Source organism: Streptomyces sp. GS7 (assembly GCF_009834125.1).
In the GTDB taxonomy this organism is placed as follows: domain Bacteria; phylum Actinomycetota; class Actinomycetes; order Streptomycetales; family Streptomycetaceae; genus Streptomyces.
In genome coordinates this window covers 1,144,759-1,160,827 of record NZ_CP047146.1, presented here as the reverse complement: position 1 = coordinate 1,160,827, position 16,069 = coordinate 1,144,759, and the positions used below count along the sequence as shown (strand labels likewise).

The following is a 16,069-nucleotide window of genomic DNA, read 5'->3' as shown; positions in this document are numbered from 1 at the left end:
AGGAGGCGACGGGTGAGCTTCTGGGAGTACGTCGGCAGCCGGCACGCCCAGCTGCTCACGGACACGTACCAGCACGCCAGCGCGGTCTTCCAGTGCATGGTGATCGCGACCGTGCTGGGCGTCGCCCTCGGCGTCGCCACCTACCGCAGCGAATGGGCCGGCGCGCTCGCCACCACCGCCACCGCCACCGTCCTGACCATCCCGTCCCTGGCCCTGATCGGTCTGCTGATCCCGATCGTCGGCCTCGGCGTCGCGCCGACCGTCATCGCGCTGACGCTGTACGGGCTGCTGCCGGTCGTGCGGAACGCCATCGTGGGGCTGCGCGGGGTGGATCCGGCGCTGGTCGACGCGGCCAAGGGCATCGGCATGTCGCGCGCCGCCCGGCTCTTCCGCGTCGAACTCCCGCTGGCCTGGCCGCCGATCCTCACCGGCATCCGGGTCGCCACCCAGATGCTGATGGGCATCGCGGCCATCGCCGCGTTCGCCTCGGGCCCCGGCCTCGGCAACGAGATCTTCCGCGGCATCGCCTCGCTGGGCAGCGCCAACTCGCTCAACCAGGTGCTCTCCGGAACGCTCGGGATCGCCGTCCTGGCCCTCCTCTTCGACGCCGCCTACGTCCTGATCGGACGCCTGACCATCCCCAGGGGGATCCGTGCCTGAGACGTACGGGAACGGCAGCAGCGCCGAGACCGCCGCGCCGACGGCGGCGAAGCCGGCCACCGCGGGCGCCGGCATCCGGCTGGAGAACCTGACGAAGGTCTATCCGGGCACCGCGGGACCGGCCGTCGACAACGTCAGTATGGAGATCAGGGCCGGCGAGACGGTGATCTTCGTCGGGCCGTCCGGCTGCGGGAAGTCCACGACGCTGAAGATGATCAACCGGCTGATCGAGCCGACCTCCGGGCGGATCAGGATCGGCGACGAGGACGTCACCGACATCGACCCGGTCAAGCTGCGCCGCAAGGTCGGCTACGCGATCCAGGCGTCCGGCCTGTTCCCGCACATGACGGTCGCGCAGAACATCGCCCTCGTGCCGAAGATGATCGGCTGGTCCGCGGCGCGGACGAGGAGCCGGGTCGAGGAGATGCTCGACCTGGTCGGCCTGGACCCGGGAGAGTTCCACGGGCGCTACCCCCGGCAACTCTCCGGCGGGCAGCAGCAGCGCGTCGGGGTGGCGCGGGCGCTGGCCGCCGATCCGCCGGTGCTGCTGATGGACGAGCCGTTCGGCGCGGTCGACCCGATCACCCGCGACCACCTCCAGGACGAACTGATCCGGCTCCAGCACGAACTGCACAAGACCATCGTCTTCGTCACCCACGACTTCGACGAGGCGATCAAGCTCGGCGACCGGATCGCGGTGCTCCGCGAGCGGTCGCACATCGCCCAGTTCGACACCCCCGAAGCCATCCTGACCAACCCGGCGGACGACTTCGTCTCCGGGTTCGTGGGCGCCGGGGCGGCGCTCAAGCGGCTGAACCTGACCCGGGTCCGGGACGTGGGCGTCGTCGACTTCCCCACCGCCCGGGTCGACGACCCGCTCCAGTCGATCTTCGACCTGCTGCGCGACGGCGCCACCAACGAAGTGCTGCTGCTGGACCGGCACCGCCGCCCGTACAAGTGGCTGCGCCGCGGCGACCTCTCGCGGGCCAAGCAGTCGCTGGCGCGGGCCGGGACCCTGGTCGCCGACACGGTCACCCGGGACGCCACGCTGCGGGACGCGCTGGAGGCGGTGCTGACCGACAACGCGGGCCGGGTCGCGGTCACCGGGCGGCGCGGCGAGTACATCGGTGTGGTCGACATGGAGACGCTGATGAACAACGTCCACGAACTGCTGGAGGCGGACCGCCTGGACGCCATGGAGCACCAGCACGAACTCCGGCTCCAGCGCGCCCACCGCACCCAGCTCGCCCAGGAGGGACTGGACGGCGCGGGCGGACCCGAGGGCGGTCCGGGGGGCCGGGCATGACGGCGGGCGACGGCGGCGGGGCACGCCGGGAGGCGCCGCGGGGCGGCGAGCGGCCCGCGATGGCGACGCCCGAGGACGACGAGGAGGTGGCGGCGGACCGGGAGCCGGCGTGCGGCGAGGCGCCCACCCCGTCCGCGGCCCGCGGGGAGCGCCGGATCAGCTGGCAGAAGTGGACGTTCATGCCGTCCTTCCTGGTCCTCGCGCTGCTCGCCACCTGGCTGTGGTTCCGCGGCGCCCGGCTGGACTCCATCGCCCACCAGGCGGTCGACAACGGCAAGGTGTGGCTCGCGCTGCGCCAGCACATCGAACTCACCGCCGTCTCCACCCTCTTCGTGCTGATCATCGCGATCCCGCTGGGCATCGCGCTGACCCGTGCCGGGCTGCGCCGGCTCACCCCGTTCGCGATGGCCGTCGCCAACCTGGGGCAGGCGGTGCCGGCGCTGGGCCTGCTGGTGCTGCTGGTCATCTGGCTGGGCATCGGCGCCCGTTCGGCGATCACCGGCATGGTGATCTACGCCGTGCTGCCGGTGCTGGCCAACACCATCGCCGGGCTGCGCGGGATCGACCCGACGCTGACCGAGGCCGCCCGCGGCATCGGGATGTCCCCCATGGGCGTCCTGGGCAGGGTCGAACTCCCGCTGGCCGTACCGCTGATCCTGGCCGGGGTGCGGACCGCGCTGGTGCTCAACGTCGGCACCGCGACCCTGGCCACGTTCGGCGGGGGCGGTGGGCTGGGCGACCTGATCTCGGCGGGCATCATCACCCAGCGGATGCCGGTACTGGTCCTGGGCTCGGTGCTGACCGTGGCGCTGGCACTGCTCGTCGAATGGCTGGCGTCGCTGGCCGAGCTGCTGCTGCGGCCCCGCGGGCTGGAGGTGGCGGCCTGATGGCGGGCCGCGGAGCCCACCGGCGCGGGCGCGCCCTCGCACCGGTCTGCGCGCTGCTGCTGGCGCTGGCCGCGCCGGCCGGCTGCGGGCTGGTCAGCGGCAGCCCGATGTCCGACGACGTCGGGCCCGGTACGGTCGGCCGGGGCCTGCCCCTCAAAGGCGCCCAACTCACCGTCACGTCCAAGGAGTTCACCGAGAACATCATCCTCGGCCAGATCATGGGCCTGGTCTTCAAGGCGGCCGGCGCCACCGTCATCGACAAGACCAACATCCAGGGCACCATCGGCGCCCGCGAGGCGGTGCGCACCGGCACCGCGGACGGCATGTACGAATACACCGGCACCGGCTGGATCACCCACCTCGGCCACACCAAGCCGATCCCCGACGTCCACAAGCAGTGGGAGGCCGTACGGGACGCGGACCGGAGGAACGGCATCGTGTGGCTGCCGCAGTCGCGGCTGAACAACACCTACGCGCTGGCGCTGAACGCCGCCAACAACAGGAAGTACCGGGTCCGCACCCTCTCCGACGTCGCCGCGCTGCTGAAGCGGGACCCGGGCGCGGTCACCCTGTGCGTGGAGAACGAGTTCGCCACCCGCAACGACGGGCTGCCCGGCATGGCGCGGGCGTACGGCATGGACATCCCGTCCGGCAACATCCGCAAGATGACCGGCGGCGTGGTCTACACCGAGGCGTCCCAGGGGAAGTCCTGCACCTTCGGCGAGGTCTTCACCACCGACGGGCGGATCAGGGTGATGGGCCTGACCGTGCTCGACGACGACAGGCACTTCTTCCCGAACTACAACGCGGCGCCGGAGATCAACGCCAGGGCGCTGGCGAAGTACCCGCAGATCGCCGGGGTACTGGCGCCGGTGACCGCGGCGCTGGACAACACCGTGGCCCAGTCGCTCAACCGGAAGGTGGACGTCGAGGGAAGGGACCCGCACGACGTCGCCAAGAAGTGGCTGGTCGACGAGGGCTTCATCAAGGTGGGGTGAGGATCGGGGAGGGTCGGGGACCGAGGAGGGGTGAGGACCGAGGAGGGGTGAGGGCCGGCCGGGGCGCCGGTCAGCAAGTGGGGACGGCGCCGCCGGTGCGGAGCGCCTTGAGGGCGTCCACCGCGCCGCCGAGGGTGGTGATGGGGATCAGCCGCATGCCGCGCGGCAGCTCGGCGCGGGCGTCGGTGCACTCCTGGCGGGGCACGAGGAAGACCGTGGCGCCGTCGCGGTGCGCGGCCTGGGTCTTGAGCGGGACGCCGCCGACCGCGCCGACCGACCCGCCCGCGTCGATGGTGCCGGTCCCGGCGACGGTCCGGCCGCCGGTCAGGTCGTGCCCGGCGCCGTCGCCGTCGAGCTTGTCGATGATCCCGAGGGCGAACATCAGGCCGGCGCTGGGCCCGCCGACGTCCGCCAGGCTCAGGGTGACCTTGACGTCCTTCGGCGACTTGTGGAGCTGCCCGAGGGCCGCCTGGGTGGCACTGTCCTGGGACTGCTTCATCTGCTCCGCGTTGTGCTCGGCGATCTCCTCGGTGTTGTTGCCCACCGGGTAGACCGACTGGCGCGGCATCACGGCCTGGTCCGTCCGGAACCACGCCGTGACGATGTCCGGCAGGTGGACGGAGGCGTCCGGGCCGGTCGCCGTGATGGAGGTCATCCGCAGCTGCCCGCTGGTGGCCCGGGTGTCGGCGCCGGAGATGGTGATCACCGGCTTGCCCTTGTCGTCACCGAGGACGTTGGCCGTGATACCCGGATACGCGACCGAGTACGGCAGCGGTGCGAGCGCCGCGGTGACGAGCACGGCGAGGACGAGGGCGGTGCAGATCAGCAGGGCGCGGGCGCGTGAGGACACCCCGCCAGCCTAATTGACCCCGGCCCCACCGGCCCCGTGAGGTCCTGTCGTCAAACCGCCGTCGTCCGCCCGATCGGCAGGCGGGCAGGCGGGCAGGCGGGCAGGCGTGTGGCCCGGTGCCCGGGCACCGGGTCACACCGCGGCGACACAGGCCCGCGGCATGCGGTACGTGATCGTCACCCGGGGCGGGGCCGGCCGTACGGGCCCGGGGCGAGCGGCGCGGGGGCGGCCGTAACGGGCCGGGGCGGGCGGCGCGTGCACCGGTAGCCTGCGCCCGTGCCGTGCCGCCGGCCGGCTCCGCGGCCTCAGCGCAGCGCGTCGGCCACCTCACGGGCCGCCTCGACGACCCGGTGCCCGACCCGGTCGCCGACGGTGTCCGCGAGCATCACCACGCCCACGCTGCCCTCGATGCCGCTGACCCCGAGCAGCGGCGCCGCGGCACCGCTCGCACCGGCCTCCAACTCCCCGTGTGTCAGGGCGAGTCCGGATTCGTGCAGCCGGCCCTGGCGAGCCTTGAGGATGGCCCGCCCGGCGGCTCCGCGGTCCAGCGGGTGACGGAAACCGGCCCGGTAGGCGACGTGGTAGTCGGTCCAGGTCGGCTCGACGACCGCGACGGCCAGCGCCTCGGTTCCGTCGACGAGGGTGAGGTGCGCGGTGGCGCCGACGTCCTCGGCGAGCGCCCGCAGCGCGGGCAGCGCGGCTTCCCTGACCAGCGGGTGCACCTGGCGGCCCAGGCGCAGCACGCCCAGGCCGACTCTGGCCCGGCCGCCGGCGTCGCGGCGCACCAGGGCGTGCTGCTCCAGCGTCGCCAGCAGGCGGTAGACCACGGTGCGGTTGACGCCGAGTTTGTGGGAGAGCTCGGTCACGGTCAGCCCGTGGTCGGTTTCGGCGAGGAGTTTGAGGACACGCAGTCCCCGGTCGAGTGTCTGGGAGGTCTCTGCAGTCACGACGCCCCTCCTGGAGTGAGTGGCGGCGTCCGTACGCGGCGCGCTGACGTCCCAGAACAGCGCGCAAAGAGCCGCCGGCCGCTAGCACCGGCTGCGTCCGCGGCGGCGCTGCCACGGGGCGTGTGCGTGAGCGGGACAGTAGCGAGCGGGTCCGCTCAGCGGAAGAGTCCGTCCAGAATCCGGGCTTCCGCGCCCGGAACATCCCTGTTCATCCGCGGGGTATGCCGTCCCGACCGCCGCGCGGAAGCCTGGCCGTTACCCGGACGTGACGTCAGCGCGGGGCGGGGCGGCCCGCCCCGCCGGAGCCCGCCGGGGCCCGGCGGGGCCCGGCGGGGCGTGCTCAGCGCATCCGCGTGGCCCACTCCCGCACCTTCTTGATGCGCTCGTTGAGCTGCCCGGCCGTCGCCTCGGCGCTCGGCGGCCCGCCGCACACCCGGCGCAGCTCGGTGTGGATCACCCCGTGCGGCTTGCCGCTCTGGTGGACATAGGCGCCCACCAGCGTGTTGAGCTGCTTGCGCAGCTCCAGCAGCTCCTTGTGCGTGACCACCGGCCGCCGCTCGGCCGGCATCTCCAGCAGATCCGCCTCCTCGTCCGGCTTCTTCCGGCTGTGGGCTATCTGCCGCGCCTGCCGCTTCTGGAGCAGCATCTGCACCTGGTCGGGCTCCAGCAGGCCGGGGATGCCGAGGTAGTCCTGCTCCTCCTCGCTGCCCGCGTGCGCCTGCATGCCGAACTCGGCGCCGTCGTAGAGGACCCGGTCGAAGACGGCCTCCGACTCCAGCGCCTCGAACGAGAACTGCTCCTGCTCGCCGGTGTCCTCGTCCTGCTCCCTGTTCGCCTCGTCCATCTCCTGCTCGGACTCGGCGTACGGGTCCTCCTCGCCGTCCTTCTTCGGCTTGTCCAGGACGTGGTCGCGCTCGACCTCCATCTCGTTGGCGAAGCCGAGCAGCATCGGGACGGTGGGCAGGAAGACCGACGCGGTCTCGCCGCGCTTGCGGGACCGGACGAAGCGCCCGACCGCCTGCGCGAAGAACAGCGGCGTGGAGATCGTCGTGGCGTAGACGCCGACCGCGAGCCGGGGCACGTCCACGCCCTCGGACACCATCCGGACCGCGACCATCCAGCGGTCGTCGGAGTGCGAGAAGTCGTCGATGCGCTGCGAGGCGCCGGAGTCGTCGGACAGCACGAGCGTCGCGCCCTGCCCGGTGATCTCCCGGATCAGCTTGGCGTACGCGCGGGCCTGCTCCTGGTCGGAGGCGATGACCAGGGCGCCGGCGTCCGGGATGCCCTTGCGGACCTCGGTCAGCCGCCGGTCGGCGGCCCGCAGCACATTGGGCATCCAGTCGCCGCGCGGGTCCAGCGCGGTCCGCCACGCCTGCGAGACGGCGTCCTTGGTCATCGGCTCGCCGAGCCGCGCCGCGATCTCGTCGCCGGCCTTCGTGCGCCAGCGCATGTTGCCGCTGTAGGAGAGGAAGATGACCGGCCGGACGACGCCGTCGGCGAGCGCGTTCCCGTAGCCGTAGGTGTAGTCCGCCGACGAACGCCGGATCCCGTCGTTGCCCTCCTCGTAGGACACGAACGGGATGGGGTTGGTGTCGGACCGGAAGGGCGTACCGGTCAGCGCCAGCCGCCGGGTCGCCGGCTCGAACGCCTCCAGGCACGCCTCGCCCCACGACTTCGAGTCGCCGGCGTGGTGGATCTCGTCGAGGATGACCAGCGTCTTGCGCTGCTCGATGCGGTTGCGGTGCAGCATCGGGCGCACCCCGACACCGGCGTAGGTGATCGCGATGCCGTGGTACTCCCGGCCCAACGGCCCCGCGCTGTACTCCGGATCGAGCTTGATCCCGATCCGGGCCGCCGCCTCCGCCCACTGCTTCTTCAGGTGCTCGGTCGGTGCGACGACGGTCACCTGCTGCACGACGTGGTGGTGCAGCAGCCACGAGGCGAGGGTGAGCGCGAACGTGGTCTTGCCGGCGCCGGGCGTCGCCACGGCGAGGAAGTCTCTCGGCTGGGTCTGGATGTACCGGTCCATGGCCGCCTGCTGCCAGGCGCGCAGCTTGTTCGCGGTACCCCAGGGGGCCCGGCCCGGGAAGGCCGGGGACAGGTGATGGCTGTTGGTGGCGCTGGTGGTGGTAGTCACGGTCTCCGTCGGGCTGAACTCGGCGATCGGCAACCGCGTCAGCCTACCCGTGCGCCGCTTCCCGCTCCGGGGATACCGCACGCTCCCACCCGGGGGTGGGAGCGAGGTCACATCGGGACCGCCGCCGCGCGCGGCGCGCGGGGCCGGGCGGCGACGGCCGGGACCTGCGCCGACCGCCCCGTGCAAGCCTCCGGCCGCGGCCGCCCCGTCCCCGCCGCCGCCGCAGTCAGGGCATCGGGCAAGCCGTCCGCAGGCCCACCTTCCGTAGTCACGACGACGCCGAGCCGCACTACCGCGTACCTGGGCCCGCCGGCTCATCGCTGCCGTCGCTGCTGTGCCCGGCCGGCGGCCCGGGGCGGGACGCCGCATACCTGGGCGATCTGTGACGGGATGGCCGCGGCACCGGCAGCTGATCATCCCGGACGGCCGCGGCACCGGCTCGTCGGCCACTATCCGTGGATGGACGAGCCGGAGCTCTTCAGCCCCGTCGTCGAGGAGTCCCTCCGCGCCTCCTGAGGCCGCCCCGGCACCGCCCGACGGCCGTTCGTGAACCGCGTGTTGCAGCATCGTGGCAGCCCGCCGGGCACCCTTGCCCGACCCCCCACCCCGCGACCTAGAGTCGGAAGCGCACCGCAACCCGGCCGTGTGCCCGAGTGGTTCAGGGGCTCGCCTGCAAAGCGAGTTACGTGGGTTCGAATCCCGCCACGGCCTCAGAGAAGACCCGCCCGCACCCAAGTGGTGCAGGAGCACCCCGGCCCCCGAGTGGTCCAGGGGCTCGCCCGCACCGCATCGGCCAGCGGGCTCCGCCCGTGGGGAGTTACGCGGGTTCGCGTCCCGCCACGGCCCAGTCCCACCGTTCCCGCCGTTCCCCCTGGTCGCACCGGTCCACCCGGTCCTGCCCTGTGCCGTCCCGTACCGCATCGCTGCCCCCGCAGACTCGACAGTGGTCCGACGCGGCACCGCTCCGATGTCCGGCGCTGCCGCATCCCGTATCACGCATCCCGTAGCGAAAACCACGGTAAGTGACGCCACTGACAATGGCCGTGACGGAGGGTGAACAGTACGGCGGGATACGCACGTCGGAGAGCGCAGATCCGAGAACGCAGGGCGGGGGCGGGCCGGCCGGGCGCCGGACGGCGCCCGGCCGCGGGCTACTGCTGCGGGGTCTGCGCCACGGCCGCCTGCGGGCGGATCGGGAGCCGGCCGATCGGGCGGCCGGTGGCGGCGCGGACCGCGGAGGCCACCGCGGCCGGCGCGGTGACGACCGGCACCGCGCTGGCGGGCTTGGCGCCGAACGGGGCGACCACGTCGCGCTCCTCGACGAGCCGGACGATACGGATGTCCGGGGCGTCCAGTGCGGTCGGCAGGGCATAGCCGGTCAGGTCCGGGTGGCGGACCTGACCACGGGTGGTGCGCAGGTTCTCCATCAGGGCGGCGCCCAGGCCCTGGGTGACCCCGGCTTCGATACGGGCCCGCAGCTGGGCCGGATTGAGCACCCGGCCCACGTCCTGGGCCACGGTCATCTCCACCACCCGGATGGTGCCCAGCTCGATGTCGACGTCCGCGACGCAGCGGATGGCGCAGAAGGCGAGGCCGACGAAGGCGTCGCCCTGGCCGGTGTCGTCCAGCGGCTCGGTGGGATGCGGCCGGCACTGGGCGGTGGCCCACAGCTCCTTGCCGTCCAGCGCCTCGGCGACGGTGGTGCTGAGCACCCCGTCGTAGGAGGTGATCTTGCCGTCGGTGATCTGGAGCAGCTCCGTGGACATCCCGAACTTGTGGGCCAGCGGCTGCAGTAGCTGCGTACGGACCATCTTGGCGGCGCGCTCGACGGCGCCTCCGGAGACCCAGGTGTGCCGCCCGTGGCAGGCCCGGCCGGCCGGCGGCTGGTCGGTGTCGACGCCCGCGACGTGCACCTCCTCGACGCCCAGGGTCTCCTGGACGATCTGCCGCGCCAGGGTGGAGAACCCCGAACCGGTCTCCACGGCCGCGCAGATGACGGTGGCGACCGAGCCGCTGACCTTGACGGTGGCGGTGGACACCTCGTCGGCGCCCTCCGCGCCCAGCATGTGCACCATGCCCAGGGCGTAGCCGACACCGCGCCGCACCGCGCCGGGCTCGCCCGCGCCCTCGGGCCCGCCCGGCAGCAGCCACTCCGCTTCCGGGGTGTCCTTGGGCAGTTCGGGCAGCGGCGCCTCCTTGACGGCGCGCAGCAGTTCGGCGACCGGTGCGGGGCAGGTGACGGTCTGCCCCGTGGGGAGCAGGTCGCCGGTGGCCATGATGTTGCGCAGGCGGATCTCGTCGGGCTCCAGGCCCAACTGGGCGGCCAGCTTGTCCATTTGGCCCTCGTAGGCCGCGCAGACCTGGAGCGCCCCCTCGCCGCGCATGTGGCCGGACGGCGGGTTGTTGGTGCGCACCGCCCAGCCCTCGACGACGGCGTGCGGGACGACGTACGGGCCGCAGGCGAACGAGACGGCGGCGGCCAGCGCCTCGGCGGAGGTCTCCGCGTAGGCGCCGGCGTCCATCAGGATCTGGGCCTCGACCTTGACGAGCTTGCCCTCGGCGTCGGCGTGGTGCCGGTAGCGCAGCAGCGTGGGGTGGCGGTGGGAGTGCGCGAGGAAGGACTCCTCGCGGTTGGCGGCCAGTTTGACCGGGCAGCCCGTACGCAGCGCCAGCAGCCCCAGGGACAGCTGGATGCCGGGGTCCTCGCGGTCGGCGGTGGCGCCGGGCACGCCGGTCACCACGACCTTGACCTGGTCCGGCTCCAACCCGAAGGAGGCGGCGGCCAGATCGCGGTCGGTGTGCGGGTCCGTGGAGGCGGTGTAGATCTCCACCCCGCCGTCGGGGCGCGGCACCGCGAGCCCGGCCTCGGCCCCGATGGGCGCCGGGTCCTGCCGGCCGATCCGGTAGAACCCCTCCACCATGACCTCGCCGACCGCGTCGGGGTCGCCGAAGCGGAGCGGGATGTGCCGGATGAGGTTGCCGTCGGGGTGCAGCGGCTCGGCCTCGAAGGCGAGTTGGGGGTCGGTGACGGCGTCCAGTACCTCGTACTCGACGGCGATGGCGGCGGCGGCCAGCCGGGCCGTGTCCGGGTGGTCGGCGGCCACCGCGGCGATCGGCTCACCGTGGTAGCGGACCTCGTCGTGGGCGAAGACCGGCCGGTCGGCGGTGCCCCGGCCGTATCCCTTGTCGCCGGGCACGTCCTCGTGGGTGACCACCGCGCGCACGCCCGGCATCTCGGTCGCGTAGCGGGTGTCGACGGACCGGATCCGCGCCCGGGGGTGCGGGGAGCGCAGCACCGCCGCCCACAGCAGCCCCTCCGCCCACAGGTCCGCGGCGTACGGGAAGGTGCCCTCGGTCTTCGCCGGCGCGTCGGCCGACAGGAGCGAGACGCCCAGGCCGTGCGGCGGCGGCTCGACGGGGATCTGGACGCCCGCTGCGGGAGTCGCGGTGACGGCGCCCGCGCCGTCGCTCGTACCACTCATGCCGATCCCTCGCTTCGCCCGCCCCCGCATGCGCGGGGCGCGCCCCCTTCGACAACTCTCCCCCGGCCAGCGGCCGGGCGGACCCGCATGCTGCGCTCGGTCACCCGGTACCCCCCGGCTGCGGATCCCGGTGCGGTGCGCCCTCCGTCGGGTCGGCGGGTCCCGCCTGGTGGGGGATGCGCGCGGTTTCGGCCGGCGTCTCGGGGGCGACCTCGGCCGCCTCGGCACGGGCCTTGACGACGTCGGCGACGGCGTCCAGGACGCCCCGGTAGCCGGAGCAGCGGCAGAGGTTGCCGCAGAGCGCCTTACGGGTCTCCAGCTCCGTGGGGGCGTGGTTGCCCTCCAGGAGGTCGTGCACGGTCATGGCCATGCCCGGTACGCAGAAGCCGCACTGGACGGCCCCGGACGCGGCCAGGGCGCGCTGCACGTCGGAGGGCACGCCGTGCTGCGCGAGCCCCTCGACGGTGCGGACCTCGCTGCCCGCCGTGGTGGCGGCGGGCACCAGGCAGGACGCGACCAGCCGCCCGTCCACCTGGACCGAGCACGCCCCGCACTCCCCCTGGGAGCAGCCGTCCTTGGCGCCGGCCAGGCCGAGCCGCTCGCGCAGCACGTAGAGCAGCGACTCCCCGATCCACGCGTCGGTGACGGGCCGGTCGACGCCGTTGACCCGCAGCACGTACGAGATCGCGGGGTGTTCGTCGTGGGCGTCCGGCCCTTCGGGGTCGCCGGGGGCCGCGGCGGGGTGCGCCTCGGCGACGGCGAGGACGGGCCCGGCCGGTTCGGGCACTTCGGATGCTTCGGATGCTTCGGGCGCGCCTTCGGCGTCCGCCGGTCCGGTCGGTCCGGTGGGCCCGGGGTCCGCCGCGGGGTGCGGTGCCTCGGCGGGCGCCTCGGGGGCGGCGGCGGCCTCGGCGGCACCGGGGACGTCCACGGCGCCGGCCGGTGCGGCGGGCTCGACGGGGGCGGGGTGCTCGGCCGGGGTGTCGTGCCCGGCGGGCGCGTCCGCGGCTGCGGGCGCGGCGGGCACCGCAGCGGGGTCGATCATGAACTCGCCGGAGGTGTCCGGCTGTTCGCCGTCCGCCGCCGGGATCGTCCAGCCCACGGTCGCACCGGACGCGGGGGCGTCCGCGGCAGCCTCCTGGTGGGCGGCCGTCTCCTCCTGGGGCGGAGCCGGCGGCCACTGGGCCAGCGCGTCGGCCGGCAGCGACCAGTGCCCGGTCGCCCCGCCCGTCCCGGTCGTCGGGGTGGGCTCGGCCGGGTACGGGTCCACCGCGGGAGCGGCGAACCGCTCGCCGGCGCCGCCGGTGTCGCCCGCGGCGCCGCTCGTGGCGTTCAGGCCGGCCGCGAAGTTCCAGTGCCCGGTGCCGCCCGGCTGCCCGGCGGCGCCGTGCGGCGCCGCGCCGTATCCGCCGTACCCGCCGTCCTCGTAGAGCGCGGCGCCGCCGTGCCCGGTCCGCCGGTCGTCGCCGACCAGGTACTCGCCGGACTCCTCCAGGGCGTCGTCCGCCGCCGGGACCGTCCAGGCGGCGCCGGTGGCCTCCGCGCTGCCCGCGACGGGCCAGTCGACCTGCTCGCCGCCCCACGGCTGGGCCGCCTCCGGGGCGCCGGCCTGATAGCCCGCGGACGGGTTCCGGTGGGCCGTGGAGTGCCCGGCCCGGGCCGTCCCGCCGTACCCGGCCGACGGGTCGGCGTATCCGGCGGACGGGTCCGCGAACGGCATCGTCCACTGCCCGGTCGCCGCCGGGTCGGTGCCCGCGCCCGGAACCGAGGGCGCGGCGGTGTGCTGGGCGAAGGAGGCCGGCGGGGTGTAGCCGTGGCCTGGCGCGGCGAGCGGGTCCTGGCCCGGGGTGCCGTAACCGGCGCCGTACGCGCCCGTGGTGAAGCCTTCCGGGAGCTGGACGAAGGCGGTCGCCTCCGACTCGTACTCGCCGCCCTGGGGGAGCCGCTGCCAGCCCTGGTCGGGGTGCTGCTGCGGATGGCGGTTGTCTGCCTCGGTCACGTGAGCGCCCTCCCAAGTGCGCGGCGGGCCAGTGCTGCCACCGTACGGCGCAGGTGCAGCGCGGCCGGCGGCAGGGCCGCCGGTTCCGAACCGTCCTGCGGCGGCGCCGGATCGGGGATGCAGGCGGCGGCCACGTAGTCGCCGAAGGCGGCCAGCGCCTCGGGGACCAGGCCGCGTTCGCCGTCCCAGTCGATGAGCGAGGCCACCCACTGCTCGGCCTCCAGGGGGCGCAGCGGCATCGCGGCGACCGCGCCGACCGCGCAGCGCACATTGCGCCGGGCCGGGTCCAGGACCAGTGCGACCGAGGCGGTGGCGCGGCCGGGGCCGGTGCGCCCGGTGGCCTTGAGGAAGGTCTGCGGGGCGTGCAGCAGCGGCACCCGTACGAAGCCGACGAGTTCGCCGGGCTGGAGCATCTCGCGGCCGGTCAGCAGGTGGCTGACCGGGATCTCGCGGCGCGTGCCCCCTGGGCCGGCGATGATGACCGTGGCCTCCAGGGCGGCGAGCACCGGGAGGGTGTCGCCGGTGGCGGCGGAGGTCACGATGTTGCCGCCCAGGGTCCCGGCGTTGCGGATCTGCGGCGGGCCGGCCGCGCGGGCGGCGGCGGCCAGGCCCGGGATGAGGGCGGCGAAGTCGGGGCGTCCCATACGGGCGAGGGTGAGGCCGGCGCCGAGCAGCGCATGGCCGTCCAGGTACTGCCAGCCGCGGATCTCGCTGATCCGGCCGAGGCCCACCAGGCCGGCCGGTCTGAGCAGTCCGGCGTTGACCGCCGCCATGAGGTCCGTGCCGCCCGCGACGGGCACGGCGGCGGGCATGGCGGTCAGTGCCGCCACCGCCTCGTCGAGCGAGGCCGGCAACGTCACCGTGTGCGACGCCTGCGGTGCGTGCGTGGTCAACCCAGCTGCCCCTTCCCCGGTGTCCCGGCAGTTCCGCTCCGCCGTACGGTACGTGCTCAGAGCCCGGACGTGGCAACTCTGGCACATCTTCGCGGGCCCGGTACGCGAGGGTCCGCGAAGCGACGATCCGTCCCCGAAGAGGGTGCTGGTCCTGGTTCGTCCGCCGATGCCGGTGAGCGGGCACCACCGTCCCAGGGTCCGGCCGCACGGGCGCCGGCCTTGCCCGGCGGCTCACACGTTCGGGGGCGCCCCGTCGATCGGGCGTCCGAGCAGGCCGGGACGCCGCTGCCACGGACGGGGGCCGCCGGGCGGACGGTAGTCGACGCCGAGCGCGTCGAGCCGGGCGTAGTGGACGGTCATCCGGCGGTCGAAGTCCTGGTAGTCGCGCAGGGGCGGCGCGGGCAGCCGCGACCAGGCGACCTCGGCGAGGGCGGCCAGCCGCGGGAAGACCTGGTAGTCGAGGCGCTGTTGACTGTCCATGACCTCGGTCCAGGCGTTGGCCTGGGTGCCCAGGACGTGTCCGGCCTGGGCGTCCGTCAGCTCCGGTGGCACCGGCTCGAAACGGTAGACGTCCTCCAGGGTGCGGACGTAACCGATCGGCACCGGCTCGTCGGGGGAGGCGTGCTGACGGTGGTCCAGGTACACCTGCTGCTCGGGGCACATGACGACGTCGTGGCCGGATTTGGCCGCGGCCACGCCGCCCGCACAGCCGCGCCAGGAGGACACCGCGGCGCCCTCCGCCAGGCCCCCTTCCAGGATTTCGTCCCAGCCGATGAGGCGCCTCCCGCGGGCGGTGAGCCAGCGGTCGAAGTGCCGGACGAACCAGCTCTGGAGGCCGTCCTCGCCGTCCAGGGACAGTGCGGCGATCCGGTCCTGGGCCGCCGGCGACGCCTTCCACTGGTCCTTGGGGCACTCGTCGCCGCCCAGGTGCACGAACCGCGAGGGGAAGAGCTCCAACACCTCCTCCAGCACGTGCTCGTAGAAGCGCAGAGTCGTGTCGGTGGGCGCCAGTACGTTGGGATTGACGCCCCAGGTGTCCCAGACTTTCAGGGAGGCGGTGTCGACGACGTCGGTGTTGCCCAGTTCCGGGTATGCCGCGATGGCGGCCTGGGAGTGGCCGGGGACGTCGATTTCGGGGACGACGGTGATCTGCCGCCGCGCGGCGTAGGCGACGATCTCGCGGAGGTCGTCCTGGGTGTAGTAACCGCCGTGCGGGCGCGGGTCCCAGAGGGGGGAGGCGCGGTGGCCGAGCTTGGTGCGCTCGCGCCAGGCGCCGGTTTCGGTCAGCTTCGGGTAGCGGCGGATCTCGATCCGCCAGCCCTGGTCGTCGGTGAGGTGGAGGTGCAGGACGTTCAGTTTGTGCGCGGCCAGCAGGTCGACGTAGCGGAGCACGCCGTCCTTGGGCAGGAAGTGCCGGGCGACGTCGAGCATCAGGCCGCGCCAGCCGAAGCGCGGGGCGTCCTCGATCGCCTGCTCGGGCAGGGCGGCCGGTCGCCCGGGGACGAGCGGGGCGCGGCGGAAGGCGTCCGGGCCGAGAAGCTGACGGAGCGTCTGGGCACCCCAGAAGACGCCGGCCGGACCGCCGCCGGCGATGCGCACGCCCCAGCGGGCGTCCGCCTCCAGGCGGTAGCCCTCCGCGGGCAGGGCCGGGTCGAGGGCCAGCGCGAGAGTGTCGGACGCCTCGCCGGAGCCGGGCGGCAGCGGCAGCCCGAAGGCGTCGCCGAGGGTGGCGCGCAGCCAGCGCGCGGTGTCCTCGGTCCCGGGGGCGGCGGCCAGCGCGGTCTGCCCGCCGAGCCGTACGGTCCCGGGGTGCGGCCCGTCGACGCTCAGCGGCGCCGGGATCAGAGCCGTGCCACCGCCGCGGTCAGGATTGGTCCGTACTTCTGTCACGGCGTCAATCCTCACCGCCC

General features: G+C 74.2%; 11 protein-coding genes and 1 tRNA gene. 5 read left to right on the top strand and 7 right to left on the bottom strand.

Annotated features, from left to right (window positions below):
• Positions 1-12: 12 nt before the first annotated feature.
• The 4 genes from GR130_RS04830 to GR130_RS04815 are packed head-to-tail and all read left to right on the top strand — an operon-like array spanning position 13 to position 3,851.
• Positions 13-660, top strand: a complete 648-nt coding sequence (locus GR130_RS04830; RefSeq protein ID WP_159503544.1) for an ABC transporter permease — start codon at positions 13-15, stop codon at positions 658-660.
• Positions 653-1,966 carry an ABC transporter ATP-binding protein gene (locus GR130_RS04825; protein WP_443043575.1) on the top strand — a complete coding sequence of 438 codons (1,314 nt, stop codon included), beginning with the start codon at positions 653-655 and terminating at the stop codon, positions 1,964-1,966. Before GR130_RS04830 ends, GR130_RS04825 begins: the two co-directional genes overlap by 8 nt.
• Positions 1,963-2,853, top strand: a complete 891-nt coding sequence (locus GR130_RS04820; RefSeq protein ID WP_159503543.1) for an ABC transporter permease — start codon at positions 1,963-1,965, stop codon at positions 2,851-2,853. Before GR130_RS04825 ends, GR130_RS04820 begins: the two co-directional genes overlap by 4 nt.
• Complete coding sequence (locus tag GR130_RS04815; protein WP_159503542.1) at positions 2,853-3,851, top strand: glycine betaine ABC transporter substrate-binding protein; 999 nt, start codon at positions 2,853-2,855, stop codon at positions 3,849-3,851. Before GR130_RS04820 ends, GR130_RS04815 begins: the two co-directional genes overlap by 1 nt.
• A 70-nt stretch (positions 3,852-3,921) precedes the next feature.
• On the opposite strand, the gene GR130_RS04810 is transcribed toward GR130_RS04815, so the two are convergent.
• From GR130_RS04810 to GR130_RS04800, 3 genes are all read right to left on the bottom strand, one after another.
• Positions 3,922-4,701 carry a S16 family serine protease gene (locus GR130_RS04810; protein ID WP_159503541.1) on the bottom strand — a complete coding sequence of 260 codons (780 nt, stop codon included), beginning with the start codon at positions 4,699-4,701 and terminating at the stop codon, positions 3,922-3,924.
• Positions 4,702-5,006: 305 nt separating this feature from the next.
• Positions 5,007-5,648, bottom strand: a complete 642-nt coding sequence (locus tag GR130_RS04805) for an IclR family transcriptional regulator (protein WP_159503540.1) — start codon at positions 5,646-5,648, stop codon at positions 5,007-5,009.
• A 340-nt stretch (positions 5,649-5,988) separates the two neighbouring features.
• Complete coding sequence (locus GR130_RS04800; protein ID WP_159503539.1) at positions 5,989-7,785, bottom strand: DEAD/DEAH box helicase; 1,797 nt, start codon at positions 7,783-7,785, stop codon at positions 5,989-5,991.
• Positions 7,786-8,424: 639 nt separating this feature from the next.
• Between GR130_RS04800 and GR130_RS04795 the strand changes: the two genes are divergently transcribed.
• Positions 8,425-8,496: transfer RNA gene (locus tag GR130_RS04795), tRNA-Cys, on the top strand.
• A 440-nt stretch (positions 8,497-8,936) separates the two neighbouring features.
• On the opposite strand, the gene GR130_RS04790 is transcribed toward GR130_RS04795, so the two are convergent.
• The 4 genes from GR130_RS04790 to GR130_RS04775 all read right to left on the bottom strand — a co-directional run bounded on the left by GR130_RS04790 (position 8,937) and on the right by GR130_RS04775 (position 16,049).
• On the bottom strand, positions 8,937-11,267 hold the full coding sequence (locus tag GR130_RS04790; RefSeq protein ID WP_159503538.1) for a xanthine dehydrogenase family protein molybdopterin-binding subunit: 2,331 nt from the start codon (positions 11,265-11,267) through the stop codon (positions 8,937-8,939).
• 100 nt (positions 11,268-11,367) lie between these two features.
• The gene (locus tag GR130_RS04785; RefSeq protein WP_159503537.1) at positions 11,368-13,266 is read right to left on the bottom strand and encodes a (2Fe-2S)-binding protein; all 1,899 of its coding nucleotides are present in this window, start codon (positions 13,264-13,266) and stop codon (positions 11,368-11,370) included.
• Complete coding sequence (locus GR130_RS04780) at positions 13,263-14,159, bottom strand: FAD binding domain-containing protein (protein ID WP_159503536.1); 897 nt, start codon at positions 14,157-14,159, stop codon at positions 13,263-13,265. The genes GR130_RS04785 and GR130_RS04780 overlap by 4 nt, the downstream gene beginning before the upstream one ends.
• A 231-nt stretch (positions 14,160-14,390) precedes the next feature.
• The gene (locus GR130_RS04775; protein ID WP_159503535.1) at positions 14,391-16,049 is read right to left on the bottom strand and encodes a beta-N-acetylhexosaminidase; all 1,659 of its coding nucleotides are present in this window, start codon (positions 16,047-16,049) and stop codon (positions 14,391-14,393) included.
• Positions 16,050-16,069: the final 20 nt, after the last annotated feature.

Coding starts and splice junctions, on each gene's coding strand:
- GR130_RS04820 (WP_159503543.1), top strand. CDS start 1,963: ATGACGGCGGGCGACGGCGGCGGGGCACGCCGGGAGGCGCCGCGGGGC.
- GR130_RS04815 (WP_159503542.1), top strand. CDS start 2,853: ATGGCGGGCCGCGGAGCCCACCGGCGCGGGCGCGCCCTCGCACCGGTC.
- GR130_RS04790 (WP_159503538.1), bottom strand. CDS start 11,267: ATGAGTGGTACGAGCGACGGCGCGGGCGCCGTCACCGCGACTCCCGCA.